Genomic DNA, 23,518 nt, shown 5'->3' on the forward strand with positions numbered 1-23,518 from the left:
GGCCCGGACCGCGCCTCCTCCTGCAGGAGGCGCAGCCGGGCCGCCGCGTAACCGCTCGGGCCGGAGTCTTCAGCTTCGGTTCGTTCGTCCACACTCGTCACCGGCGGCTCCTGTTCCTCACGGTGTGACGGCACCTCGTGGTGCGACGGCACGTCACGGCGTCGCTGTGCGTCACGGTGTTACAGCGCGTCGGGGCCGCGCTCGCCGGTGCGCACCCGGACGGCCGTCTCGACGGGGATGCTCCAGACCTTGCCGTCGCCGATCTTGCCGGTGCGGGCGGCCTTCACGATCACTTCCATGAGCTGTTCGGCGTCGTCGTCCTCGACGAGCACCTCGATGCGGATCTTCGGTACGAGATCCACGGTGTACTCGGCGCCGCGGTAGACCTCGGTGTGGCCGCGCTGCCGTCCGTAGCCGCTGGCCTCGGTGACGGTCAGGCCCTGGACCCCGAAGGCCTGGAGGGCTTCCTTGATCTCGTCGAGCCGGTGCGGCTTGACGACCGCGGTGATGAGCTTCATGCGTCCACCTTCTTGTTCTTCGGGACCCCCGCCGACGCGGTGTCCTGGACCGGGCCCGGCACGGCGGTCGCGGTGCGCGGCGCGGTGCCGCCGCCCGCCCCGCTGAAGTCGTACGCGGTCTCGGCGTGCTGGACCTGGTCGATGCCGCCGACCTCCTCGTCCTCGCTGACGCGCATCCCGATCGTCCTGTCGATGAGGAGGGCGAGCACGGCGGAGGCGAGGAAGGAGTACGCGAGGACGGCGCCGACGCCCGCGGCCTGCTTGCCGAGCTGGTCGAGGCCACCGCCGTAGAAGAGCCCCTGGGCCTTGGACTGCCCGCCGCCGGTGGCGAAGAGGCCGACGAGGAGCGAGCCCGCGATGCCGCCGACGAGGTGGACGCCGACGACGTCGAGGGAGTCGTCGTAGCCGAACCGGAACTTCAGGCCGACGGCCATGGCGCAGAGCAGCCCCGCGATGGCGCCGATGGCGATGGCGCCGAGCGGCGAGCAGGAGCCGCCGGACGGGGTGATGGCGACGAGGCCCGCGACGGCGCCGGACGCGGCGCCGAGGGTGGTGAACGCGCCGTGGCGGAGCTTCTCGTAGACGAGCCAGGAGAGCATGGCGGCGGCGGTGGCGACCTGGGTGTTGAGGAACATCAGCGCGCCCACGCCGTCGTCGTTGCCGAGCCAGGATCCGGCGTTGAAGCCGAACCAGCCGAACCAGAGCAGTCCGGCGCCGAGCATCACGAGCGGCAGGCTGTGCGGCCGCATCGGGTCCTTCTTGAAGCCGACGCGCTTGCCGATGACGAGGATCACGCCGAGCGCCGCGGCACCGGCGTTGATGTGCACGGCCGTGCCGCCCGCGAAGTCGATCACGCCGAGCTCGAAGGCCCAGCCGCCGGTGCCCCACACCCAGTGCGCCACGGGGAAGTACACGACCGTGGCCCACAGCGCGACGAAGAGCGCCCAGGCGGAGAACTTCACGCGGTCCGCGAGCGCGCCGCTGATCAGCGCGGGCGTGATGATCGCGAACATCAGCTGGAACACGGCGAAGACGTACACGGGGACGGTGTAGCCGTCCCACAGCTGGGTGAGGCCGATGCCGCTGAGGCCGACGTAGTCGGAGTCCCAGCCGATGAGGCTCCCGTGGTCGGTGCCGAAGGCGGCGGAGAAGCCGTACAGCACCCACAGGACGGTGACGATGCCCAGGCTGATGAAGCTCATCATCAGCATGTTCAGGGTGGACTTGACGCGGACCATGCCTCCGTAGAAGAAGGCGAGGCCCGGCGTCATGAGCATCACCAGGGCGGAGCAGATGAGCATGAACCCGGTGTTGGCGGCGGACAGCTGCGGGGTGTCTGCGGCCAGCGTGATACCTGGGGGCATCGGCGTCACCTCGTCGTCGGAGTCGTCGGATACGGCCCGTGCGGGGTGCCAGGGCCTCGGCGGGGCGAGGGCGGTGGGCCGGTTATGCCGCATGAGGTTGGCGCAGTGCGGTTTCGGCCAGTGCCGCTCGATGTTTCACCGCAGTGACGAAGAGGTCGGGCGTGTTACGCGTGCATGAACCGTGAGGTGCGCGCGGGGCTGGGGACATATCCTCCCGAAGCTCCGCGGCCGGGAACTACCCGGCCGCGGCGGCCATCCGGTTGACCTGGCATGGGGGAGCCGAGTCGGACTTGTTCGGGATGGGCTGCCGCGGCCGGAGCGGTGGGCAGGGGGCCGTCCGGGGTGTCAGACGGCCTCCACGGTGTCCGGCATGTCGATGGCGAGCTGCTCGGTCAGCTGGACCACTTCCGGCACGTCGCCGAAGTCCCGCACGGCGTTGTCGACGGTCTTGCGGAGCCGGGTGTTGACCCGCTCGGAGCGGACCTTCTTGGCGATGGACAGGGCCTCCCTGGCGAGCTCGGTGCTCTGCTCGGGCTCCTTCTGCAGGAGGTGCACGGTGGCCATGCCGATCAGGTTCAGCGCGTACGACCGCTGGTGCTCGGGGTCCTTGCCGAAGAGCTCGACGGCGCGCGCCATGACGGGCTCGGAGAGCGAGGCGTAGGTGGGGCTGCGGCCCGCGACGTAGGCGAGGTCGCGGTACGAGTGGGCGTTCTCGCCGTTGAGCTCGGCCTCGGAGAAGAAGCGGATCCAGTCCGGATCGGGCTCGTCCCAGTCGTCCGCGTCGCCGAAGGTGTCCTCGGCCATGCGGACCGCCCGTTTGCAGCGGCCCGGCTGGCCCATTCCGGCGTAGGCGCGGGCCTCCATCGCATACAGCATCGCCTGGGTGCGCGGGCTCGCGCAGTCGCGGCTGCCGTACTGCGCGAGGTGGATGAGCTCCAGGGCGTCGTCGGGGCGGCCGAGGTGGATCATCTGGCGGCTCATGCTGGAGAGGATGTACGAGCCGAGGGACTTCTCGCCCGCCTCCTTCGCGGCGTGCAGCGCGAGGACGAAGTACTTCTGGGCGGTGGGCTGGAGCCCCACGTCGTAGCTCATCCAGCCCGCCAGCTCGGCCAGCTCGCCCGCGACCTTGAACAGGCGCTTGGCGGTGGCCTCGGGCTGGGGCTCCTGGAGCAGGTCCGTCACCTCGTGCAGCTGGCCGACGACGGCCTTGCGGCGCAGGCCGCCGCCGCACTGGGCGTCCCACTGGCGGAACATCACCGTCGTGGACTCCAGGAGGTCCATCTCCGGCTTGGACAGGCGGCCGGGGCGGCGCGGGGCGAACGCGCCCGGATCGGGCTCGGTCACCTGCGCCGCGGAGGGGCCCGGCACCAGCCAGCGCTGCATGGGCTCGATCAGGGCGGGGCCCGCGGAGAGCGCGAGCGAGGTGCCGAGGAAGCCGCGCCGGGCCAGCATCAGGTCGCTGCGGCTGAACTCGCTGATGAGGGCGACCGTCTGCGGTCCCGTCCAGGGCAGGTCGACGCCGGAGACCGACGGCGACCGGTGGGCGGCGCGCAGGCCGAGGTCCTCCACGGCGACGACGCAGCCGAACCGCTCGGAGAACAGCTCGGAGAGGATGCGCGGGATGGGCTCGCGCGGGTTCTCGCCGTCGAGCCAGCGGCGTACCCGGGAGGTGTCCGTGGAGATGTGGTGCGCGCCCAACTGGCGGGCTCTGCGGTTCACTTGGCGCGCCAGCTCGCCCTTGGACCAGCCGCTGCGCACGAACCAGGAGCTGAGCATCTCATTGGGGCGCTTCTCAGCGTTCGTACCGCTTCCGCTACTGCCGCCCACTGGAACGCCCCCATCCCTCAAGACACTTGCACGTGGTTCACGTCAAGCCCTAACAGAATGCCGCGCCTTGCGGCGGTCCGTCCGGAGAATGCCACCCATCGAACGGGAATCCGACTTGCCTCCGGCATACCCACGAGCGTGCAAGTCTCCGGGCCTCATGCACTGAAAGTAATCCTACGATCACCCCTCCGGCGAGGGCGATCCCGGAAACGCCACCATTCGCCACCCCTTCGAATGAACTCCTGGCTCGCCGCACGCGATTCACTTGACACACCACAACCGAGAGTGGGCGGAGCGGAGCGCGCAGGGGCGCAGGGCACGGGACGCACCACCCGTAAAGCCCCCGAGCGCCGTCAACACCTGGCGGCAGAAGACGGCGAAAGTCAGCGAAAGTCGGCTTGAGACGTCCAAACGACGACTCAGGACACAGGGTCACGATCCGATTCCGTCACGTAACCGCGGCGCACTCGACCCGTTGGAGGGGGCATGGGCTTCACGATCGGCGGCATCCGGGGGACCAAAGAGCCCCGTTCCGGTGACAGGGGGGCAAAGGATTCCGTTTTCCGGGGAGCGAAGGAAACGGACCGGAGCACCGCTCGGGGCACTCAGGACAGCAAGAACGACAACGACAGCAGGGACAGCAAGGGCGTCAAGGACGACCGGGAGTGCAGGGAGGCACGCGCGGCGGCGCGGCGGCGCGGCCGGGCGATCGCGTCCGAGTGCACCGCGGTCGCCGAGTACACGGGCCTGTGGGGCTGGGCGGCGGTGCCCGGGGCACGGGCCCAGGACGGCCGCTGCTCCTGCGGCGCCGCCGACTGCCGGGCCCCCGGCGCCCATCCGCTCGACTTCGCCCCGGAGCTCCCGGCCGGGGCCACGCTCGACGAGGTGACCGACGCGTGGGCGCAGTTCCCGGGCGCGGCGGTGATGCTGCCCGTCGGCCGCGCGTTCGACGTCATCGAGGTGGCGGAGACCGCGGGGCGGCGGGCGCTGGTGCGCCTCGAACGGATGGGTTTGCCGCTCGGCCCGGTGACGGCCACGCCGGACGGCCGTACGCACTTCCTCGTCGCCCCGGGCGCCGCCGCCGAACTCCCCCAGCTGCTCTACCGCATGGGCTGGGACGACGCGGCCCTGGACCTCGGCGCCCTCGGCCCCGGCACGCACATCACGGCACCGCCGTCCGACCGCGGCGGCCTCGGCCCGGTCCGCTGGCTCCGCGCCCCCGACCCCGACTCGGCGACCAGCCCCCCGCACGCCCGCCTGCTCCTGGGCACCCTGGCGTACGTGGCACACCGGTCCCCGGCGTAGCACTCCACCCGGGCGGCCGCCACACAGCGAAGGGCCCCACTCCCAGCTGCACCCTGGGCGTGGGGCCCTTCCTTGCGTACGTGTCCGGCGTGCCGCGGACGCTCAGTCGCCGATAAGGGCATCCACGAACGCCTCCGGCTCGAAGGGCGCGAGGTCGTCCGCGCCCTCGCCGAGGCCCACCAGCTTGACCGGCACGCCCAGTTCGCGCTGGACCGCGACCACGATGCCGCCCTTGGCGGTGCCGTCGAGCTTGGTCAGGACGATGCCGGTGATGTCGACGACCTCGGCGAAGACGCGCGCCTGGACCAGGCCGTTCTGGCCGGTGGTGGCGTCGAGGACGAGCAGGACCTCGTCCAGCGGCGCGTGCTTCTCGACGACGCGCTTGACCTTGCCGAGCTCGTCCATGAGGCCGGTCTTCGTGTGCAGCCGGCCCGCCGTGTCGATGAGGACGACGTCGGCACCGTCGGCGATGCCCTCCTTGACGGCGTCGAAGGCGATCGACGCCGGGTCGCCGCCCTCGGGGCCGCGCACGGTGCGGGCGCCGACGCGCTCGCCCCAGGTCTGGAGCTGGTCGGCGGCGGCGGCGCGGAAGGTGTCGGCGGCGCCGAGGACCACGGAGCGGCCGTCGGCGACGAGGACGCGGGCGAGCTTGCCGGTGGTGGTGGTCTTGCCGGTGCCGTTGACGCCGACGACCATCACGATGCCCGGCGTCTCCAGGCCCGACTCGGTCTTCACGGCGCGGTCGAAGTCCGTGCCGACGAGGTTCAGGAGCTCCTCGCGCAGCAGGGCGCGCAGCTCGTCGGGCGTGCGGGTGCCGAGCACCTTCACGCGCTCGCGCAGGCGGTCGACGAGCTCCTGGGTGGGCGCGACGCCGACGTCGGCGGTGAGCAGGGTGTCCTCGATCTCCTCCCACGTGTCCTCGTCGAGGTGCTCGCGGGACAGGAGGGTGAGCAGGCCCTTGCCGAGCGCGTTCTGGGAGCGGGACAGGCGGGCGCGCAGCCGGACCAGGCGGCCCGCGGTGGGCTCGGGGGTCTCGATCTCGGGGGCCGAGGGGGCCTCGGGGACCTCGGCGGCGGGCGGCTCCTCGACGGCGACGGCCGCGGAGGGCTCCGCGCCGGCGTCCGGCAGGTCCACCTCCTCGATCGTGCGGCGCGCTTCGTCGCGCGGCGTCTCGGCCTCGTCGCCGACGTGCGGCTCGGCCGGGGGTGCGGTGATGGTGGGCGTGCCGGACGGGGCCTGGGACGGGGGCAGCTGCTTCTTCTTGCGGCTGCCGACGACGAGCCCGCCGATCGCGCCGACCACGACCACGGCGATGACTACAGCGAGGATGACGATTTCCATAACCCACCCAGTATCAGTCATGGCCCGTCGACGGACCCCTCTTGTCACTTCCTCCAAAAGACATAGGCCACTAGCCGGGATTACTCGGACTAAAGTACGATGGAAGAGGCTGCGTCAACGCGCGTAGAGTCCCATCCGAAGAAAACCCCCACCGGCTGCGACAACGTCGACGTACGCCGAGCGAGAGGCACGGAACCACCCCTCATGAGCACCACCGCCGAATCCGCCGAACACGAAGGCGCCCTGGAGACCCGGGGCCTCGAACCGGTCCCGGACTCCGAGCGCCACGGCAAGACCCGTGAGCTGTTCCCCACCTGGGTGGCCGCCAACATCAGCGTTCTGCTCCTGACGATGGGCGCGGGCCTGATCGTCTCGAACGGCCTGAACTTCTGGCAGGTCCTGGTCGTCGCCCTCGTCTCGCCCGTCCTCAGCTACGGCCTCGTGGGCCTCGTCTCCATCGCGGGCAAGCGCGGCGGCTCGCCGGGCATGACGCTCTCGCGCGCGGTCTTCGGCCAGCGCGGCAACCTCTTCCCGGGCGCGCTGATCTGGGTCGCCCGCTGGGGCTGGGAGACGATCAACGCGGTCACGGGCGCGTACGCGATCCTCACGGTCCTCGACATCTGCTTCGGCGTGCGGCAGAACACGGCCCTGAAGGTCATCACGCTGCTCGCCTTCGTCGCCGCCACGTTCCTGATCTCGGGCCTCGGCCGCAAGGTCCTGCACGTGTGCAGCACGTGGTCGACGTATCTGTTCGGCGCGTTCAGCATCCTGGTGCTGATCTACCTCCTGGCGGACACCGACTGGTCGAAGGTCTTCGACAAGCCGGCGGGCTCCACGGCGATGATGATCGCGGGCATCGGCACGATCGCCGCGGGCGGCATCAGCTGGGTGCCCACCGGCCCGGACTTCACGCGCTACCTGCCGCGCACGGCGCCGAACAAGCCGCTGGTCGGCCACGCCGTCGGCGGCGCCGCCATCGTCGTCGTCCCGATGGTCCTGATGGGCGCGGTCATGGCGGTCTCGCAGCCGGAGCTCTCCTCGGCCCAGGACCCGGTCGCCTTCCTCGGCGACCTACTGCCGACCTGGATCGCGGTGCCGTACCTGATCATGGCCCTGATCGGCATGCTCCTGATCAACTCGATGTCGATGTACTCGGCGGGCTTCACCGCCATGACGCTCGGCATCAAGGTCCCGCGCGCGTGGGCGGTCAGCGTGAACGCGATCATCAGCCTGATCTTCGGCTACCTCCTGATGAACGTGGCGACCAGCTTCATGGGCTCGTTCATCTCCTTCCTCACCCTCCTCGCGGTCGCCTTCTCCGCCTGGATCGGCGTCTTCGGCATCGACATGCTGCGCCGCAAGACGTACGACGCCGAGGGCCTGATGGACACCAAGCGCACCAGCGTCTACTGGTACAAGGCGGGCTTCGCCTGGCAGGCCATGACCGCCTGGGGCCTGGCGCTCGTGGTGGGCCTGCTCTTCACGAAGGTCGACTGGTTCACCGGGCCGCTCGCCTCGTCCTGGATCGGGCGCAACGGCCTCGGCTGGCTCGTCACCATCGTGGTCGCCGCGGTGCTCTACGCGGCCCTGCCGCGCCAGCCGCTGACGGAGACGGCCCCCACGACCGAGGCCGAGCTGGCCGCGGCCACCGCCAAGGCCTGAGCCCCGGCCCCGAACCCCGAACGACCCTGGTCATCTGACGCAGCGTCAGCTACCGTCCCCCTTCGCCGCCCACGGCCCCGCCGTCCCGGTGAAGGGGGACGCTCGTATGCCCGTAACCGTCGTACGTTTCAACCTCGTCGACCCGCGCGCGGACGCCCTCGGCGAGCGCTATCGCACCGCCCTGGAGATGGCCGCGTACGCCGACGAGCACGGCGTCTCCACGATCCAGACCGAGGAGCACCACGGCGCCGCGAACAACTGGCTGCCCTCGCCCTTCGCCTTCGCGGGCGCGGTGTTCGGGGCGACGCGGAGGATCGCGGTCACCGTCTCTGCGGCCATCGGGCCGCTGCACGACCCGCTGCGCCTGGCCGAGGACATCGCCGTGCTCGACCTGCTGAGCGGGGGCCGGCTCGTCACGGTCGCGGGGATCGGCTACCGGCGCGAGGAGTACGCGGCCTTCGGCGTCGACTTCGCGCGGCGCGGCGCGCTCCAGGACGAGCTGCTCGAGACGCTTCTCGCGGCCTGGACCGGCGAGGAGTTCACCTTCCGCGGCCGCACGGTGCGGGTCACTCCGCGCCCGGGGACGCGGCCGCACCCGCTGCTCCTGGTCGGCGGCTCGTCGAAGGCGGCGGCCCGGCGCGCGGCGCGGCTCGGCCTGCCGTTCTTCCCGAGCGCGTACCTGCCGGACCTGGAGGCGTACTACAACGAGAAGTCGGCGGAGTACGGCACCGAGGGGTGGACCATGATGCCCGCCGCCGAGACCCCGCTCCTGCACATCGCCGAGGACCCGGACCGCGCCTGGGCGGTGTACGGGGAGCACTTCCTGCACGAGGCGCGGACGTACGCGTCCTGGCAGTCGAAGGACATCCGCTCGGCCGTGCGGTCGGCGGCCACGACCGTCGAGGAACTGCGCGCGGAGGGCGTCTACCGGATCCTGACGCCGGACGCGTGCGTGGCGCTCGCGGCGGGCGGCGCCCCGAGTCTCATTCTGCATCCGCTGGTCGGCGGGATGCCGCTCGACGAGGGCTGGCGCGGCCTGCGGCTCTTCGCGGAAAACGTACTGCCCCGGCTCAAGGACCAGGGCCTTGAGCCGGGGCAGCTATCCACAGGAGGAGGGGCAGCGGGGACTTAGCCCATCTCCTCCAGGGCCTTGCCCTTCGTCTCCTTGACGAACTTCAGGACGAAGGGGATCGAGAGCGCCGCGAAGGCGCCGTAGATGATGTACGAGCCGGTCAGGGACCACTCGGACATGCTCGGGAAGGTCTTGGTGATCGCGAAGTTGGCGAGCCACTGGGCGGAGGCGGCCACGCCGAGACCGGCGGCGCGGATGCGGTTGGGGAAGATCTCGCCGAGCAGCACCCAGACCACCACGCCCCACGAGAAGGCGAAGAAGAGCACGAAGGCGTTGGCGGCGATGATCGCGGTCAGACCCTGGGCGTGCGGCAGCGAGACGTCGTCACCGGATCCGGTCCGGTACGAGAACGCCCACGCCATCGTGAACAGGGCGGCCGCCATGCCCGCGGAGCCGATCAGGGCGAGCGGCTTGCGGCCGATGCGGTCGACCAGGACCATCGCGATCACCGTGCCGACGATGTTCACGATCGAGGTCTCGAAGGAGTACAGGAACGAGCTGGAGGGGTCCTTGCCGATGGACTGCCACAGCTGGTTCGAGTAGTAGAAGATCACGTTGATGCCGACGAGCTGCTGGAAGACCGAGAGCCCGATGCCGATCCAGATGATCGGCAGGAAGCCGGCCTTGCCGCCGAGCAGGTCCTTGAACGTCGACTTGTGCTCGCTGCGCATGCCCTGCTCGATCTCGGCGACGCGCGCGTCCAGGTCGATGTGCGTGCCCTCGACCTCGGCGAGCACCTTGCGGGCCTGGGCGCTGCGGCCCGCGGAGATCAGGAAGCGCGGGGACTCGGGGATCGCGAGGGACAGCAGGCCGTAGAGCACGGCCGGGACGACCATGACGCCGAGCATCCACTGCCAGGCCTCCAGGCCCGCGAGCTTGCCGCGCTGATCGCCGTCGGCCATGTTGAGGATGCCCCAGTTGACCAGCTGCGAGACCGCGATGCCGATGACGATGGCGGCCTGCTGGAAGGAGGCGAGCCGGCCGCGGTAGGCGGGCGGCGCGACCTCGGCGATGTACGCGGGGCCGATGACCGAGGCCATGCCGATGCCGATGCCGCCGATGAAGCGCCACATCGTCAGGTCCCAGGCCGCGAAGGGCAGGGCCGAGCCGACGGCGCTGGCCGCGAAGAGGACGGACGCGATCTGCATGCAGCGGATGCGGCCGATGCGGTCGGCGATGCGGCCCGCGACGGCGGCGCCGACGGCACAGCCGAGGAGTGCGGTGGCGATGATCCAGCCGAGCAGGTTGGCGTCCACCTCGAAGCGGTCCTTGATGGCCACCGTCGCGCCGTTGATCACGGAGCTGTCGTAGCCGAAGAGGAAGCCGCCCATCGCGGCTGCCGCCGTGATGAAGATGACGTGCCCGAGGTGATCGGGCTGGGCCTCTCGGGCTCCGGACTGCGGAGCTCCGGGTTCGGGTGCCTGCGCGGTGCTGGTCACGTGTACTCCTCGGGCCACCGGCAGCGCTGCCGGGGTGGGGGCGAGCCCTTCAAGTGGCGCACAACTTCACGCCGCCCACCACCTGAAGGTAAAAGCAACGTTGCAGAGACTATGCCTTCAAGTTTCGAAGTCAATAGTTCCTCAGGAACGAATCTGAACCCCACGGATCACGGTTTGACTTCAGGACTTGAAGCTAAATGAAGTTGATCAAGAGAGTTGATCAAGAACGGCAGCGCGGCGGCTAGCGAAGCCGCTGGCTGATCACCTTGGACACGCCGTCGCCCTGCATCGACACGCCGTACAGCGCGTCGGCGACCTCCATCGTGCGCTTCTGGTGCGTGATCACGATGAGCTGCGAGGCCTCCTGGAGCTCCTGCATGATGCGGATGAGGCGCTGCAGGTTGGTGTCGTCGAGCGCCGCCTCGACCTCGTCCATCACGTAGAACGGGCTGGGCCGCGCCTTGAAGATCGACACGAGGAGCGCCACGGCGGTCAGCGACCGCTCGCCGCCGGAGAGCAGCGAGAGCCGCTTGACCTTCTTGCCCGGCGGGCGGGCCTCGACGTCGACGCCCGTGGCGAGCATGTTGTCGGGATCGGTCAGGATCAGCCGTCCCTCGCCGCCCGGGAAGAGCCGCGAGAAGACCCCTTCGAACTCCCGCGCCGTGTCCCGGTACGCCTCGGTGAAGACCTGCTCGACGCGCTCGTCGACCTCCTTCACCACCTGGAGCAGATCGGCCCGCGTCTTCTTCAGGTCCTCCAGCTGCTCGCTGAGGAACTTATGACGTTCCTCCAACGCCGCGAACTCCTCTAGGGCCAGCGGGTTGACCTTTCCGAGCTGCTGGTACGCCCGTTCGGCTGACTTGAGGCGCTTCTCCTGCTCGGCGCGGACGTACGGCCGCGGCTGGTTGCGCGGGTGCTCCCCCGCGGCGGAGCCGCTGATGGACTCAGCCTGCGGGAGCTCCTCGCCCTCGGCGGGGGGCGAGGGCGGCACGAGTTGGTCGGGCCCGTACTCGGAGACGAGCCCCGCGGGTTCCACACCGAGCTCCTCCAGCGCCTTGGTCTCCAGCTGCTCGATCCGCAGCCGCTTCTCCGCGCCGAGTACCTCGCCCCGGTGAACCGAATCCGTCAGCTTGTCGAGCTCCGCCTTGAGGTCGCGCCCCTGGTTCCGCTCGGCGACCAGGTCCCGCTCGCGCTCCTCCTTGGCCCGCTCGGCCCCGGCCCGCTCCTCCTCGGCCCGGGTGAGGGACACCTCGATGTGGGCGAGCAACTGGCGGGCGCCCGACGCGACGGCCTCGGCGACGGTGGCCTCGTGCCGGAGCCTGGCCCGGCGGCGCTCGGCACGGGCGCGGGCCTCGCGTTCGGCGCGGGCAGCCCGGTCGAGCGAGTCGGCGCGCCCGGCGAGGCCCTTCACGCGCTCCTCGTGCGTACGGACCTGGAGCCGGGCCTCCATCTCGGTCTGGCGGGCGTTGGCGCCGTCGGCGGCGAGCCGGTCGCGCACGCCCGTGTCCGGCTCCTCGTCGACCGGCATCTCCTCGGCGACGGCCAGGCGCTCGGCCAGCTCCTCGACCTCCGACCGGGCCTGCTCCAGGGCCTCCTGGGCCTTGGCGGCGGCCGCGGCGGACCGGGTCGCCTCACCGGCGGCGCCGCGCGCCTGGCCCGCGAGGCTGCCGAGGCGCTGCGCGACGGCCGACTTCTCCCGGTCGGCGGCGCGCCGCCGCTCCCCCAGCTCCTCGACGAGCGCGGCCGCCTCCTTGCGCCGCTCCCCCGCCCGCTCCTGAGCCGTCGCCAACTCCTGGCACCGCACGCCGAGTTCGGCGAGCTCGGCCGCGGCCTCGTCCACGGAGGCCTGCACCTCCAGGAGGCTGGGCGCCCCCGCGGACCCGCCCTGCGCGAAGTGCGCCGCGAGCACATCGCCCTCGGCGGTGACGGCGGTCAGCTCCGGGTGCGCGTAGACCAGGTCCTCGGCGTCCTCCAGCGTCCCGACCACGACGACGTCCCGCAGCAGCCGCCGCACGGCGGCCATCAACTCGGCAGGCCCCCGCACGAGTTCGGCGGCCCACGGCGGCCCGTCGCCGCGCGGGTCGGAGGGGGGCTGGTGGTGGGGCGGGCTGTGCCGCTCGGGCGGGGTGTGCCGGGCGGACGGGGGCTGGTGGTCGGACGGGGCCTGGCGGTCAGGCGCGGCCTGCCAGTCGGACGGAGCCTGCTGCTCGGGCGGGGCGTGCCGGACGGACGGGGGCTGATGGCCGGACGGGGCCTGCCGCTCGGGCGCGGCCTGGCGGTCAGGCGCGGCCTGCCGATCGGACGGAGCCTGGCGGCCGGGCACGGCCTGGCAGTCGGACGGGGGCTGATGGTCGGACGGGGCCTGGCAGTCGGGCGTGGTGTGCGGTACGTCGGCGGGGGTGCCGTCCGTCGGGGTGGCCCCGGCGGCGTCCGGCTCCCCCGCGAGCAGCAGCGCGGCCCGCCCCGCGTCCTGCTTGCGCAGCAGGCGGATCGCTTCTGCAGCCGAAGCGGGCGTCGTCACGGCGATCGCGTCCGCCGCCGCGCCGAACGCCGCCGCCACGGGCACCTCGAAGCCCGGCGCCACGGACAGGAGCTCGGCCGCCGGGCCGAGGAGGCCGGTCAGCCGGTCCTTGGCGGCGAGCAGCGCGCCCGAGCCGTCCTTGCGGCGCAGGCCGAGCGCGAGGGCGTCGTGCCGTGCGGCCACGGCGGCCCGCTCCCGCTCGGCCGCGGTGGCCGCCTCACGGGCCGCGCTCAGCGCGGCCTCGGCGTCGGCGAGCGCACGGCGGGCCTCCTCGTGCCGCTCCGCGAGCTCCGCGTCGCCCGCGTCGAGCCCGTCGACCTCCGCCTTGAGCTGCTCGTACTCCTCCTGGGCCGTGACCGCCCGCTCCTGGGCCTCGTCCCGGGCGAGCGCGAGCCGGTCGATCTCGGCCTGCGCGGACGCGGCCCGGGACCGGGCGGCGTTGACCTGCCCGCCGAGCCGGGCGAGGCCCTCGCGGCGGTCGGCGATGGCCCGCGCCACGTCCTTCAGGCGCCGCTCCTCGGCGGCGAGCTCCCGTTCGAGCTCGGCGCGGTGCGCGACCGTGTCGTCGAGGGCGCCCTTGGCCGCTTCGAGCGCGGCCTCCAGCTCCGCCTCCTGCTCACGGACGCGCGCTGCCTCGCGCTCCATGTCCTCGGGGTCGCGCCCGCGCCGCTCCTCGGCGGGCGCGGAGCTTGCGCTCTTGACCCGGGCGTCGGCGAGCGAGATCGTCCCGCGCACCCGCTCGGCCAGCTGGGACAGCTCGTACCAGGTCTGCTGGGCCCGCTGGAGCCGGGGCGTGAGCCGCCGTACCTCGTCCTCCAGGGCCGCCTCGCGCTGGAGCGCCGTCTTCAGCTCGGCCTCGGCGGCCTCCTTGCGGGCCTTGAGCGCGGCCTCGTCGGCGACCTCCGCGGTCAGTGCCTCGCGCAGCCGTACGAGGTCGTCGGCGAGCAGCCTGAGGCGGGCGTCGCGCAGGTCGGCCTGGATGACGGCGGCCCGGCGCGCGACGGCGGCCTGCCGGCCGAGGGGCTTGAGCTGGCGGCGCAGTTCGTCGGTGAGGTCCTGCACGCGCGCGAGGTTGGCCTGCATCGCGTCCAGCTTCCGCAGCGCCTTCTCCTTGCGCTTGCGGTGCTTGAGGACGCCCGCGGCCTCCTCGATGAAGGCCCTGCGGCCCATGGGGTCGGCGTGCAGGACGGAGTCGAGCTGGCCCTGCCCGACGATGACGTGCATCTCGCGGCCGATGCCGGAGTCGGAGAGCAGCTCCTGGATGTCGAGGAGGCGGCAGGTGTCGCCGTTGATCTGGTACTCGCTGCCGCCGTTGCGGAACATGATCCGCGTGATGGTGACCTCGGCGTACTCGATGGGCAGGGCGCCGTCGGAGTTGTCGATGGTCAGGGACACCTCAGCCCGGCCGAGCGGCGGCCGCCCGGTGGTGCCGGCGAAGATGACGTCCTCCATCTTGCCGCCGCGCAGCGACTTGGCCCCCTGCTCACCCATGACCCAGCTGAGCGCGTCCACGACGTTGGACTTGCCGGAGCCGTTCGGTCCGACGACGCAGGTGATGCCCGGCTCGAACTTCAGCGTCGTGGCCGACGCGAAGGACTTGAAACCACGCAGTGTCAGGGCCTTGAGGTGCACGCCGCTGGACTCTACCTGTCGCTGTCCGTTTCACCCATGAAGATGCAGGGCACATCAGACGGTAAAGGAATCGGGTGACGACCGGGCAAGAAAGAAGGGACGCCGAGGCGTCCCTTGCAAATCTCTTCGTTGAACCGGTTGAACGGACTTGTTGAACCGGGCTTGTTGTCTCAAGCGGCTGTTACGGACAGCCTGACCATGCACGGCGAGTGCCAGGGTGCGTTGCGGTACCCGGGCACCCGGGGGATGCGTACGGTGCCCCGCGGGCGGGGCTCAGGCCTTGTGAGGGTCAGGTGAGCGCAGGCTCCGCCGTGGGTACGTCGATGCTCTCCAGGAGCGATTCGTGAGAAGCGGCAGCCGTCAGCGCGTCGTTCTCGGCCTGGATCCTGCCGAGCTCGGATTCCAGGTCCTGGACGCGCTGCTGGAGCCGTCGCATCTCGGCGAGAAGTCGCGGGTCGCTGCCGCCGACGTAACCGAGAAGCGCCTTTGCCATGATGGATGGTCCTCCACACTGAGTGACCGACCGAATCGGTGTGGGTCGTGAGGGAATCGCACCCGCGGTGCTTGGCACTCTTTGGTTCTCGCTGGGTGTTACTTGGCCGTTCTCACATGCCAAACAGCTAAGGTGCGCGGGGCTTCCAGCGTCTCACCAAAAAGTTTGACGGTCAACACGATCACACCCCGTATTGACGGGCGACCGGGGGGCGCGCGGCCGTTGCAACAGCGGCGCTGCCTCTCCCTCGGACCCTGGGGGCGTGGAGATCATCCTTACTGTCGGAGCCTGCCACGGCAACCGCTTCTTGGCAACCACCAGGCCTTTCCTGTCCCGGACGGGCACCGGGGCCACACCCGCGGGCGCCCCCCGCGGCGGGTCACGGGCGGCTCGGTCAGCGAATCGCGAACGAGTCGTAGCCGCCGCGCGGAGTGTTCCAGATCTCAGTCACACCGTCGACGCGACCGGGAGTGTCGCCCTCACGCAGCCAGTCGAGGAGCTCCTGGCAACCGGCTCGTGAACCTTCGGCGACCACTTGCACACGGCCGTCGTCGAGATTGAGAGCAAAGCCACTCAGGCCCCCGATCTCCAGAGCCCTGGCCCGCGTGAACCAGCGGAATCCCACGCCTTGCACCCGGCCGCGCACCCACGCGGTGAGGCGGACTTCTTCGTTCATGACGTGCACGCTAACCGGCCAATTGCTCACGGAGCACTTCGCCCCCTTGCGCCATCGCGTACAGTCGCGACTCGACGAGCCTCACCCGTACGGGTGAGCCACGTGGACCGTCAGGACGACGCCGGGGAACATGACCGGGCGTCTGGACGAAAGGCCAGGAGATGGGACGCCACCGACGCTCCGCCGCCGGCCGCGCCGCCACCGGCCGAGCCGAGCACGCGAGCCCCTCCGACTCCCGGTACGCCGACTCCGCCGACGCCGACGCCTCCACCGCCCCCACCGGCTCCACCGCCTCCACCGGCTCCTCCTACGCCGACTCGCTCTACGACCCCGAGCTCCGCCCGCCCTCCGTGCGCGCGGGCCGCCCGCGCCCGGCGTCGCACCGGCGCAGGGGCCGGGCCGCCGCGCCCGTGCGCACCGGCCTGCTCGGCGTCTCCGCGGCCGTGGCCATGGGTGCCGTCGCGGTCGCCTCCGGGCTCGTGCCCGGCAGCTCCAACTACTCCCTGGGCGGGGGCGACGACGCGGGCGCCATCCGCTCGGCGAGCTCCCCGGCGGGCCTCGACCCGCAGGGCGGCGCGTCCGGCACCGCCGACCGCGACCGGACCGCTCCCGGCGGCGGCTCGGGCACGGGCCGCGCGGACACCCCGGCCCCCGAACCGTCGACGTCCAGCGGCGACCCGTCCGCGAAGCCGTCCCGCAAGCCGTCGTCCGAGCCGCCGAAGCGGCAGGACGGCACCGACGACGCGGCGGACACCGGCAAGGGCAAGGACGCCGGGGACACCGGGGACACCGGGGACAAGGAGCCGGGCAGGGACAAGGGCAAGGGCAAGGACGGGAAGACGCCCGCCCCGCCCCGTACGCCCGACAAGCCCGAGGAGTCGTCGGCGCCGCCGAAGCAGCCCGCCGGTGACAGCTCGCCGGAGGCCCAGGTGCTCGCCCTGGTGAACCAGGAGCGCGCCAAGGCGGGCTGCCGGCCGGTGCGCGCGGACAACGGACTCGCCTCGCTCGCCGAGGAGTTCAGCACGGACATGGCCGACCGCGGCTTCTTCGCCCACACCGACCCGGACGGCGCGACCCCGTGGGACCGCGCCGAGAAGGCCGGCATCCGGGACCTGGGCGGGGAGAACATCGCCCGCGGCCAGGCCGACGCGCGGTCCGTCATGGACGCGTGGCTGAACAGCCCCGGCCACCGCGCCAACATCCTCAACTGCGACTACAAGACCCTGGGCGTCGGTGCGCACTTCGCGCCGGGCGGCCCGTGGTGGACGCAGGACTTCGGCTTCTGACCTGCCGTTACCTGCTGTTTCCTGCCGGTGGCTGCTGTTGTGCCGTCAGCTGCCGTGGAGTTCAGGCGGCGACGGGGGCGGTGGCCGCGCGGCCCGCGGTGAGGACGCGCGCGGTCTCGGTGACGCGGCGGCCCAGGTGTTCGGCCGTGGCGATGTCCGCCTTGTGCACGGCTTCCGGGCCCTCGTCGGAGTTGGTCTGGGCCGCGGCACCGGAGAAGAAGCCCAGGCGGTTGAGGTCGTTCTCGGAGCCCTCGGAGGAGTTCCAGCCCGGGAACAGACCCAGGTTCACCCAGTGCATGCCCTGCTGCGCGGCCAGCGTCTGGAAGTACTGGAGGGTGTGCAGCTTGTCGCCGCTCTTGGAGGCCGAGTTGGTGAAGCCCGCGGCGAGCTTGTCCTGCCAGGCACGGGTGAACCAGCGCTTGGACGTGGCCTCGGCGAAGACGTGGAAGGCGCCCGACGCGGTGCCCATGTAGGTGGGCGAGCCGAAGATGATCGCGTCGGCCGCGTCCAGGGTCTCCCACTGGGCCTCGGTGATCTCGTCGACCTTGATCAGGTGCGTGGTGGCGCCGGCTTCCGCGGCACCGGCCTGGACGGCCTCGGCGACGACCTGGGTGTGACCGAAGCCGGAGTGGTAGGCGATGGCGACGACAGGGCTGGACATGGGGACGTACTCCTCTGCTGGGCAGGTGCGCTCATGGCGACGGAGCACAGGTGCTCGCCGCTGCACAAAAGGAAAGCACTAACTTTTGGTTAGCGCAAACTCATGCACAGCGCTGCGGCGGAGTACGCTGGTGGTATGGACTCTCCCGCACGCCCCGAGGACGCCGTGGACACCGACCTGGCGTACAACGTGTTCGCCCGCAGCTGCCCGTCCCGGGCCACGCTGGAGCACGTCACCGGACGCTGGGGCGCGCTGACGCTCGGCGCGCTGCACGACGGCACGTTCCGGTTCAACGAACTGCGCCGTCGCGTCGACGGCGTGAGCGAGAAGATGCTGTCGCAGACGCTGCACGCCCTGGAGCGGGACGGCCTGGTGCACCGCGAGGCGCAGCCCACCAACCCGCCGCGCGTGGACTACCGGCTCACCCCCCTCGGCGGGCAGATCGCCGAGCGCCTGCTGACCCTCATCCACTTCGTGGAGGGAAGCCAGGACGCCGTGCTCGCGGCGCAGCGCGACTACGACGACCGCGAGAGCCGCGGCGGGCGCTGACAGCGCGGGCAGAAGTAGCTGGAGCGGTTCATCCAGGGCCGCCGCCGGATCGCCGTCCCGCAGCGGCGGCACGGCTCGTCCTCGCGGCCGTACGCGTCCAGGGAGCGGTCGAAGTACCCGGACTCGCCGTTCACATTGACGTAGAGGCTGTCGAAGCTGGTGCCGCCGACGGCGAGCGCCGCGTTCATCACGTCCCGTACGTGGCCGAGGAGTTCGGCCGTGCGGGGCCGGGTGAAGGTGGCGGTCGGCCGCTCGTAGTGGAGGCCCGCGCGCCACAGCGCCTCGTCGGCGTAGATGTTGCCGACGCCGCTGATCAGCGACTGGTTCAGGAGCGCCCGCTTGATGGTGCTGCGGCTGCGGCGCAGGGCCTGGTGGAAGGCCTCGTCGTCGAACCGCTCGTCCAGCGGGTCGCGCGCGATGTGCCCGATGACGTCGGGGAGCCCGTCCTCAGTCGTGTCGTGCAGCGAGAGGCCGCCGAAGGTCCGCTGGTCGACGAAGCGCAGCTCGGTGCCCACGGAGTCGGCGAAGCGGACCCGGATCCTCAGGTGCTTCTCGTCCGGGGCCTGCTGGGTCTTGACCAGGAGCTGCCCGCTCATCCCGAGGTGCGCGAGCACGGCGGTGCCGGTGTCCTCGACCGGCAGCCACAGGTACTTGCCGCGGCGGCTCGGCGCCCCGATGCGCTGTCCTTTGAGGCGGTACGCGAAGTCATCGGCGCCGGCGAGGTGGCGCCGCACCGCGCGCGGGTGCAGGACCTCCACATCGGCGACGGTCCGCTGGGCCACCCACCGCTCGAGCCCCCGCCGCACGACTTCGACCTCGGGCAACTCGGGCATGTTCTCCTCCGGAGGGGTGAGCGGTACACGAAACGCCCGCCCCGGCCGGAGAACGGCCGGGGCGGGCGCACAGCACTACGTCAGGCGGAAGCCGCGTCCGAAGCCGAACCCTCGGCCTTGGCCCGCTCGTCCGCCGCGGAGCGGATCGCCCGCCACGCGGCCTCGGCGGCCTGCTGCTCCGCTTCCTTCTTGCTGCGGCCGGTGCCGGTGCCGTACGAGACGCCTCCGACGCGGGCGGCAGCAGTGAAGGTCTTCTCGTGGTCGGGTCCGCTCTCCGTGACAAGGTACTCGGGCACGCCGAGGCTCTCCGTCGCGGTGAGCTCCTGGAGGCTGGTCTTCCAGTCCAGGCCCGCCCCGAGGTTCGAGGACTTCTCGATCAGCGGGTCGAAGAGCCGGTGCACCAGCTCGCTCGCCGCTTCGAGTCCCCGGTCCAGGTAGACCGCACCGATCACCGCTTCGAGGGTGTCAGCGAGGATCGACGCCTTGTCCCGGCCGCCCGTGCCCTCTTCGCCCCGGCCGAGCCGGATGAAGGAGCCGAGATCGAGCCCGCGGCCCACCTCCGCCAGCGCACGCGAGTTGACCACCGCGGCCCGCAGCTTGGCCAGCTGGCCTTCGGGCAGGTCGGGGTGGGTGCGGTACAGCGTGTCCGTGACGACGAGACCGAGCACGGAGTCCCCGAGGAACTCAAGGCGCTCGTTCGTCGGCAGGCCGCCGTTCTCGTACGCGTACGAACGGTGGGTGAGCGCACGCACCAGAAGGGCGGACTCGAGCTGATAGCCGAGCCGCCCTTCCAGAAGCGTGTGGGACGAGGCTGCGTTGTTGCTGTCTGCCTGCATCTTGGCGTCATCCGCCTTCTTTGGGCTAGACACAGCGCCTCTCACCAGCCGCTCAGACCTCGAGGACCTGACGCTTGTTGTAGGTGCCGCAGCTCGGGCACGCGATGTGCTGCTGCTTCGGCTCCTGGCAACGCTCACACGAAACCAGGGGGGTGACCGCAGCCTTCCACTGCGACCGGCGGTGGCGCGTGTTGCTGCGCGACATCTTCCGCTTCGGAACAGCCACGGCTACTTCTCCTGCTTCTCGTCGACGCCCGCTTCGGCGCCGCTCATCTCGTCCTTCTCGCCGCCCTTGGCGGATTCGGCGAGTCCCTGCAGTGCCGCCCAACGGATGTCGACGGCGTCGTGGTGGTGGTCCGGGTCGTCCGCGAGCCGCACTCCGCATTCGGAGCACAGGCCTTCACAGTCGTCCTGGCACACCGGCTGCATCGGCAGTGCGAGCACCACCGCATCGCGCAGCACGGGCTCGAGGTCGAACATGCCGTCCTCAAGAAAGAGCCTGTCCTCGTCTTCCTCGGCGTCGTCGGCCGGTTCCGCGGTGCGGCCCCGGTCGTCGGCGTCAGGGTACGAGAACATCTCCTGGAAGTCCGCGTCGAGCTCGAGCTCGAGCGGCTCCAGACACCTTACGCACTCCCCCTCGGCCGATGCACGGGCGGTGCCTGTGACAAGCACCCCTTCCATGACCGACTCCAGGCGGATCTCAAGATCGACCGGCGCGCCTTCCGGCACGCCCACGACACCGTCGATGCCGAACGGCGACGGGGCGCCGGGGGCGTCGATGGTGCGGGTCACCCGCTGCAGCGCACCGGGACGCCGACCCAGCTCGTGCGTGTCGAACACGAGGGGGTTGCGGTGGTCGAGGCGCGTGCTCAGGGCTTTTCCTGCTTTCGAATCCTGGGGGTTCAACAAGGTGGCCGCCCCCTCGACGCCTCGGATCTGCGGCTTCGGCGGGCAGCACGGATCGCGGACATACGCGCGACCGAAGAGCCAGGATACTGGACCTTTCGCTCACGGCCCAATCCGGTGCGCGAGCACCGGCCGGAACGGCGCTAGCGCCCCTGCTCGTACCGGCGCAGCTGCTCCGCGCTGATCATGGTGGTGTCGAAGAGGCTGGTCTCGTCGAGCACGGCGGGAGCGGAGGTCCCCTGCCCGTAGGGCTGGTGCTGCGGCTGCGGCGGCGTCCGGCCGGGGTCGTAGCCCTGCTGCTGGTACGCGTACGGGTCCTGCTGGTAGCCGTAGGGGTCCTGCTGGCCGTACGGCTGCTGATAGGCGTACGGGTCCTGCTGGGCGTACGCGTCCTGGCGGCCGTACTGGTCCTGCTGGGGCTGCTGGTCGTACGGGTCCTGCCGGTCGTAGGCGTACGGGTCCTGCTGGGGCGCCGGCGGGGCGTACGGCTCCTGGGCGGGGATCCGCGGAGGGGTCTGGGGGCGGGGCGGCTCGGGGGTCTCGGCGAGGTCCGCGAGGTAGTCGGCGTCCGAGGCGTGGCCCTTGGCGGTGGGCGCGCCGAGCTCACCGAGCTCGTCGGCGGCGGCCCTGCCCTGGAGCTTCTGGCGGCCGCGGCCGACGGCCTCCAGGGTCTTGGCGAGGACGGCCTCGAAGGCGCCGAGCTTGGCGTCGACGTACGCGTCGGCGTCGCGGCGGAGCGTCTCCGGGTCGTGGCTGCGCTCGGGGGCGTCCTCGTCCTCGTAGCCCTGCTCGTCCACGCCCGGGCCCGTGCCGAGCAGCTTTTCGCGGCCGCGGCCGACGGAGCCGAGCGTCTTGGTGAGGACGACCTCGAAGTTGGCCAGCTTGCTGTCCACGTAGTCGTCCGCCTCGGCGCGGATCTCGTCGGCCTCCGTGCGGGCGTCGGTGAGGATGCGGTCGGCCTCGTTCTGGGAGCGGCGGGCGACCTCGGTGTCGGAGATCAGCGAGCCGCGCTCGGCGTGGGCGCTCTCGATGATGCGCTCCGCCTCCTGGCGGGCCCGCTCGACCATCTGCTCACGCCCGCCGATGACCTCCTGGGCCTGGGCGAGGGAGCCCGGCAGGGCCTGGCGCACCTCTTCGAGCATCGACAGGAGGGCTGTGCGGTTGACCACGCACGAGGCGGACATGGGCATGGACTTGGCGCTGCCGACCGCCTCGACGATCTCGTCGATCTTCTTCTGCACGTCCACCGCGGGCTCGCCACTCTCTACAGGGGTTGGGGAGACGGACGTGACGACTGTAGCCCCTGATCAGCCTTTCCCGAGGCGCTTGTTGAGGGCTTCGAGCACGAGCGGGGGCACGAGGTGCGCGATGTCGCCACCCCAGGCCGCGACCTCCTTGACCAGCGAGGAGGACAGGAAGCTGTAGGTGGGGTTGGTGGGCACGAACAGGGTCTCGACGCCGGAGAGGCCGTTGTTCATCTGGGCCATCTGCAGCTCGTAGTCGAAGTCGCTGACCGCGCGCAGGCCCTTGACGATGGCCGGGATGTCGCGCTGCTTGCAGAAGTCCACGAGCAGGCCGTGGAAGGACTCGACGTGCACGTTGCCGAACTCGGCGGTGACGTCGCGGATCAGGTCGATCCGCTCGTCGATCTCGAAGAGGCCCTTCTTCGACTTGTTGATCATCACCGCGACGTACACCTCGTCGTACAGCTTGGAGGCGCGGGCGATGATGTCGAGGTGTCCATTGGTGATGGGGTCGAACGACCCCGGACAAACGGCGCGGCGCAACGGAAGTCCCTCGCTTTGTGGTTGGGTCATGGCGCGATGTCTGGTTCGTCGCACGCAGAGGCGGCGCGACCGTACCAAAACGTGCCCTCGCCGTAGCGACGGGACCTCAGTCCCTCGAACCCGTCCGGCCAGCCGAATGCGCCGCCTCTTGTACTGCGTTCAACGGTGACGAGCGCGTCGTCCGTGAGCCAGCCTCCCGAGCGGAGTGTGAGCAGGATCTCCCGAAGATCGTCGTCGCTCACGGCGTACGGCGGGTCGAGAAAGACCAGGTCGTACGGGGTCGCGGGGGTCGCCTCACGGATGATCTGGGCGGCTTTGCCCGCTCTGACCTCGGCGCCCGGCAGGGCGAGGGACGTCACGTTCTCGCGGATGGTGCGGACCGCTCGGGCGTCGGCCTCGACCAGGAGGGCGTGCCCGGCGCCCCGGGACAGCGCCTCCAGGCCGACGGCGCCGGAGCCCGCGTACAGGTCGAGGACGCGGGCGCCGTCCAGGGTGCCCTGGAAGGCCTGCCAGGTGGAGAACAGGCCCTCGCGGGCGCGGTCCGATGTGGGCCGGGTGCCGTTCCCCGGCGGGACGGCGAGGCGGCGTCCGCCGGCCACACCGGCGATCACGCGGGTCATAGGGGTCTCTGCGTCCTTCGGCTGGGGTGAGGGTGGGGGCCCGCCCTGCGGGTGGGGCCCGCCCTGCGGGTGGGGCGTGCCCCGGGGGTCGGGTGTGCCCCGGGGGCGGGGTTTCCCTTCACGATATGTC

General features: G+C 71.3%; 21 protein-coding genes. 5 read left to right on the forward strand and 16 right to left on the reverse strand.

The genetic code is table 11. The annotated features are described in order from the left end of the window. Positions 1 to 179: 179 nt before the first annotated feature. The 3 genes from ACFWZ5_RS09830 to ACFWZ5_RS09840 all read right to left on the reverse strand — a co-directional run bounded on the left by ACFWZ5_RS09830 (position 180) and on the right by ACFWZ5_RS09840 (position 3,709). Positions 180 to 518, reverse strand: a complete 339-nt coding sequence (locus tag ACFWZ5_RS09830; RefSeq protein WP_384796352.1) for a P-II family nitrogen regulator — start codon at positions 516 to 518, stop codon at positions 180 to 182. After that, the gene (locus ACFWZ5_RS09835) at positions 515 to 1,882 is read right to left on the reverse strand and encodes an ammonium transporter (RefSeq protein WP_384796354.1); all 1,368 of its coding nucleotides are present in this window, start codon (positions 1,880 to 1,882) and stop codon (positions 515 to 517) included. The genes ACFWZ5_RS09830 and ACFWZ5_RS09835 overlap by 4 nt, the downstream gene beginning before the upstream one ends. A 345-nt stretch (positions 1,883 to 2,227) precedes the next feature. Further along, complete coding sequence (locus ACFWZ5_RS09840; protein ID WP_384796356.1) at positions 2,228 to 3,709, reverse strand: hypothetical protein; 1,482 nt, start codon at positions 3,707 to 3,709, stop codon at positions 2,228 to 2,230. A gap of 486 nt (positions 3,710 to 4,195) precedes the next feature. On the opposite strand from ACFWZ5_RS09840, the gene ACFWZ5_RS09845 reads away from it, so the two are divergent. Then, positions 4,196 to 5,014 carry a bifunctional DNA primase/polymerase gene (locus ACFWZ5_RS09845; RefSeq protein ID WP_384796358.1) on the forward strand — a complete coding sequence of 273 codons (819 nt, stop codon included), beginning with the start codon at positions 4,196 to 4,198 and terminating at the stop codon, positions 5,012 to 5,014. Between the two features lie 102 nt (positions 5,015 to 5,116). Here ACFWZ5_RS09845 and ftsY read toward each other — a convergent pair whose 3' ends face one another. Further along, a complete protein-coding gene (gene ftsY / locus ACFWZ5_RS09850; RefSeq protein ID WP_384796360.1) occupies positions 5,117 to 6,355 on the reverse strand; it encodes a signal recognition particle-docking protein FtsY in 1,239 nt (412 codons plus the stop codon). Between the two features lie 204 nt (positions 6,356 to 6,559). Between ftsY and ACFWZ5_RS09855 the strand changes: the two genes are divergently transcribed. Both ACFWZ5_RS09855 and ACFWZ5_RS09860 read left to right on the forward strand, forming a co-directional pair. Beyond that, entirely contained in the window at positions 6,560 to 8,017 is a 1,458-nt protein-coding gene (locus ACFWZ5_RS09855; RefSeq protein WP_384796362.1) for a purine-cytosine permease family protein, read from the forward strand. Positions 8,018 to 8,123: 106 nt separating this feature from the next. Further along, complete coding sequence (locus ACFWZ5_RS09860) at positions 8,124 to 9,149, forward strand: LLM class flavin-dependent oxidoreductase (protein ID WP_384796364.1); 1,026 nt, start codon at positions 8,124 to 8,126, stop codon at positions 9,147 to 9,149. On the opposite strand, the gene ACFWZ5_RS09865 is transcribed toward ACFWZ5_RS09860, so the two are convergent. The 4 genes from ACFWZ5_RS09865 to ACFWZ5_RS09880 all read right to left on the reverse strand — a co-directional run bounded on the left by ACFWZ5_RS09865 (position 9,146) and on the right by ACFWZ5_RS09880 (position 15,910). Continuing rightward, positions 9,146 to 10,588 carry a sugar porter family MFS transporter gene (locus ACFWZ5_RS09865; RefSeq protein WP_384796366.1) on the reverse strand — a complete coding sequence of 481 codons (1,443 nt, stop codon included), beginning with the start codon at positions 10,586 to 10,588 and terminating at the stop codon, positions 9,146 to 9,148. The two genes, ACFWZ5_RS09860 and ACFWZ5_RS09865, sit on opposite strands and share 4 nt — an antisense overlap. Positions 10,589 to 10,829: 241 nt before the next feature. Beyond that, entirely contained in the window at positions 10,830 to 14,741 is a 3,912-nt protein-coding gene (locus tag ACFWZ5_RS09870; protein WP_384796368.1) for an AAA family ATPase, read from the reverse strand. 289 nt (positions 14,742 to 15,030) lie between these two features. Beyond that, positions 15,031 to 15,234 carry a hypothetical protein gene (locus ACFWZ5_RS09875; RefSeq protein ID WP_384796370.1) on the reverse strand — a complete coding sequence of 68 codons (204 nt, stop codon included), beginning with the start codon at positions 15,232 to 15,234 and terminating at the stop codon, positions 15,031 to 15,033. Positions 15,235 to 15,628: 394 nt separating this feature from the next. Then, on the reverse strand, positions 15,629 to 15,910 hold the full coding sequence (locus tag ACFWZ5_RS09880; protein WP_384796372.1) for an acylphosphatase: 282 nt from the start codon (positions 15,908 to 15,910) through the stop codon (positions 15,629 to 15,631). Between the two features lie 161 nt (positions 15,911 to 16,071). On the opposite strand from ACFWZ5_RS09880, the gene ACFWZ5_RS09885 reads away from it, so the two are divergent. Next, positions 16,072 to 17,196: a CAP domain-containing protein gene (locus tag ACFWZ5_RS09885; protein WP_384796374.1), complete on the forward strand. Its 1,125-nt coding sequence runs from the start codon at positions 16,072 to 16,074 to the stop codon at positions 17,194 to 17,196. Between the two features lie 61 nt (positions 17,197 to 17,257). Here the strand turns inward: ACFWZ5_RS09885 and ACFWZ5_RS09890 are convergent, their stop codons facing one another. Then, positions 17,258 to 17,857, reverse strand: a complete 600-nt coding sequence (locus tag ACFWZ5_RS09890) for an NAD(P)H-dependent oxidoreductase (RefSeq protein ID WP_384796376.1) — start codon at positions 17,855 to 17,857, stop codon at positions 17,258 to 17,260. A 135-nt stretch (positions 17,858 to 17,992) separates the two neighbouring features. On the opposite strand from ACFWZ5_RS09890, the gene ACFWZ5_RS09895 reads away from it, so the two are divergent. Next, complete coding sequence (locus ACFWZ5_RS09895) at positions 17,993 to 18,406, forward strand: winged helix-turn-helix transcriptional regulator (protein ID WP_384796378.1); 414 nt, start codon at positions 17,993 to 17,995, stop codon at positions 18,404 to 18,406. Here ACFWZ5_RS09895 and mutM read toward each other — a convergent pair. The 7 genes from mutM to rsmD all read right to left on the reverse strand — a co-directional run bounded on the left by mutM (position 18,373) and on the right by rsmD (position 23,388). Further along, positions 18,373 to 19,239: a bifunctional DNA-formamidopyrimidine glycosylase/DNA-(apurinic or apyrimidinic site) lyase gene (mutM, locus tag ACFWZ5_RS09900; protein ID WP_384796380.1), complete on the reverse strand. Its 867-nt coding sequence runs from the start codon at positions 19,237 to 19,239 to the stop codon at positions 18,373 to 18,375. The genes ACFWZ5_RS09895 and mutM overlap by 34 nt on opposite strands. A gap of 80 nt (positions 19,240 to 19,319) precedes the next feature. Then, the gene (gene rnc / locus ACFWZ5_RS09905; RefSeq protein ID WP_384796382.1) at positions 19,320 to 20,120 is read right to left on the reverse strand and encodes a ribonuclease III; all 801 of its coding nucleotides are present in this window, start codon (positions 20,118 to 20,120) and stop codon (positions 19,320 to 19,322) included. Positions 20,121 to 20,127: 7 nt separating this feature from the next. Beyond that, a complete protein-coding gene (rpmF, locus tag ACFWZ5_RS09910) occupies positions 20,128 to 20,301 on the reverse strand; it encodes a 50S ribosomal protein L32 (RefSeq protein WP_030676011.1) in 174 nt (57 codons plus the stop codon). Positions 20,302 to 20,303: 2 nt separating this feature from the next. Next, a complete protein-coding gene (locus ACFWZ5_RS09915) occupies positions 20,304 to 20,981 on the reverse strand; it encodes a YceD family protein (RefSeq protein ID WP_384890603.1) in 678 nt (225 codons plus the stop codon). 143 nt (positions 20,982 to 21,124) lie between these two features. Next, positions 21,125 to 22,228, reverse strand: coding sequence for a cell division initiation protein (locus ACFWZ5_RS09920; RefSeq protein ID WP_384796384.1), 1,104 nt, complete (start codon positions 22,226 to 22,228; stop codon positions 21,125 to 21,127). A 60-nt stretch (positions 22,229 to 22,288) separates the two neighbouring features. Next, positions 22,289 to 22,768 carry a pantetheine-phosphate adenylyltransferase gene (gene coaD / locus ACFWZ5_RS09925; protein ID WP_384796395.1) on the reverse strand — a complete coding sequence of 160 codons (480 nt, stop codon included), beginning with the start codon at positions 22,766 to 22,768 and terminating at the stop codon, positions 22,289 to 22,291. Between the two features lie 26 nt (positions 22,769 to 22,794). Next, positions 22,795 to 23,388 carry a 16S rRNA (guanine(966)-N(2))-methyltransferase RsmD gene (gene rsmD, locus ACFWZ5_RS09930; RefSeq protein ID WP_384796386.1) on the reverse strand — a complete coding sequence of 198 codons (594 nt, stop codon included), beginning with the start codon at positions 23,386 to 23,388 and terminating at the stop codon, positions 22,795 to 22,797. Between the last annotated feature and the right edge of the window lie 130 nt (positions 23,389 to 23,518).

The organism is Streptomyces sp. NPDC059003 (assembly GCF_042740445.1).
In the GTDB taxonomy this organism is placed as follows: Bacteria; Actinomycetota; Actinomycetes; order Streptomycetales; family Streptomycetaceae; genus Streptomyces.

Coding starts and splice junctions, on each gene's coding strand:
- ACFWZ5_RS09830 (WP_384796352.1), bottom strand. CDS start 518: ATGAAGCTCATCACCGCGGTCGTCAAGCCGCACCGGCTCGACGAGATC.
- ACFWZ5_RS09835 (WP_384796354.1), bottom strand. CDS start 1,882: ATGCCCCCAGGTATCACGCTGGCCGCAGACACCCCGCAGCTGTCCGCC.
- ACFWZ5_RS09845 (WP_384796358.1), top strand. CDS start 4,196: ATGGGCTTCACGATCGGCGGCATCCGGGGGACCAAAGAGCCCCGTTCC.
- ftsY (WP_384796360.1), bottom strand. CDS start 6,355: ATGGAAATCGTCATCCTCGCTGTAGTCATCGCCGTGGTCGTGGTCGGC.
- ACFWZ5_RS09855 (WP_384796362.1), top strand. CDS start 6,560: ATGAGCACCACCGCCGAATCCGCCGAACACGAAGGCGCCCTGGAGACC.
- ACFWZ5_RS09860 (WP_384796364.1), top strand. CDS start 8,124: ATGCCCGTAACCGTCGTACGTTTCAACCTCGTCGACCCGCGCGCGGAC.
- ACFWZ5_RS09875 (WP_384796370.1), bottom strand. CDS start 15,234: ATGGCAAAGGCGCTTCTCGGTTACGTCGGCGGCAGCGACCCGCGACTT.
- ACFWZ5_RS09880 (WP_384796372.1), bottom strand. CDS start 15,910: ATGAACGAAGAAGTCCGCCTCACCGCGTGGGTGCGCGGCCGGGTGCAA.
- ACFWZ5_RS09885 (WP_384796374.1), top strand. CDS start 16,072: ATGGGACGCCACCGACGCTCCGCCGCCGGCCGCGCCGCCACCGGCCGA.
- ACFWZ5_RS09890 (WP_384796376.1), bottom strand. CDS start 17,857: ATGTCCAGCCCTGTCGTCGCCATCGCCTACCACTCCGGCTTCGGTCAC.
- ACFWZ5_RS09895 (WP_384796378.1), top strand. CDS start 17,993: ATGGACTCTCCCGCACGCCCCGAGGACGCCGTGGACACCGACCTGGCG.
- mutM (WP_384796380.1), bottom strand. CDS start 19,239: ATGCCCGAGTTGCCCGAGGTCGAAGTCGTGCGGCGGGGGCTCGAGCGG.
- rsmD (WP_384796386.1), bottom strand. CDS start 23,388: ATGACCCGCGTGATCGCCGGTGTGGCCGGCGGACGCCGCCTCGCCGTC.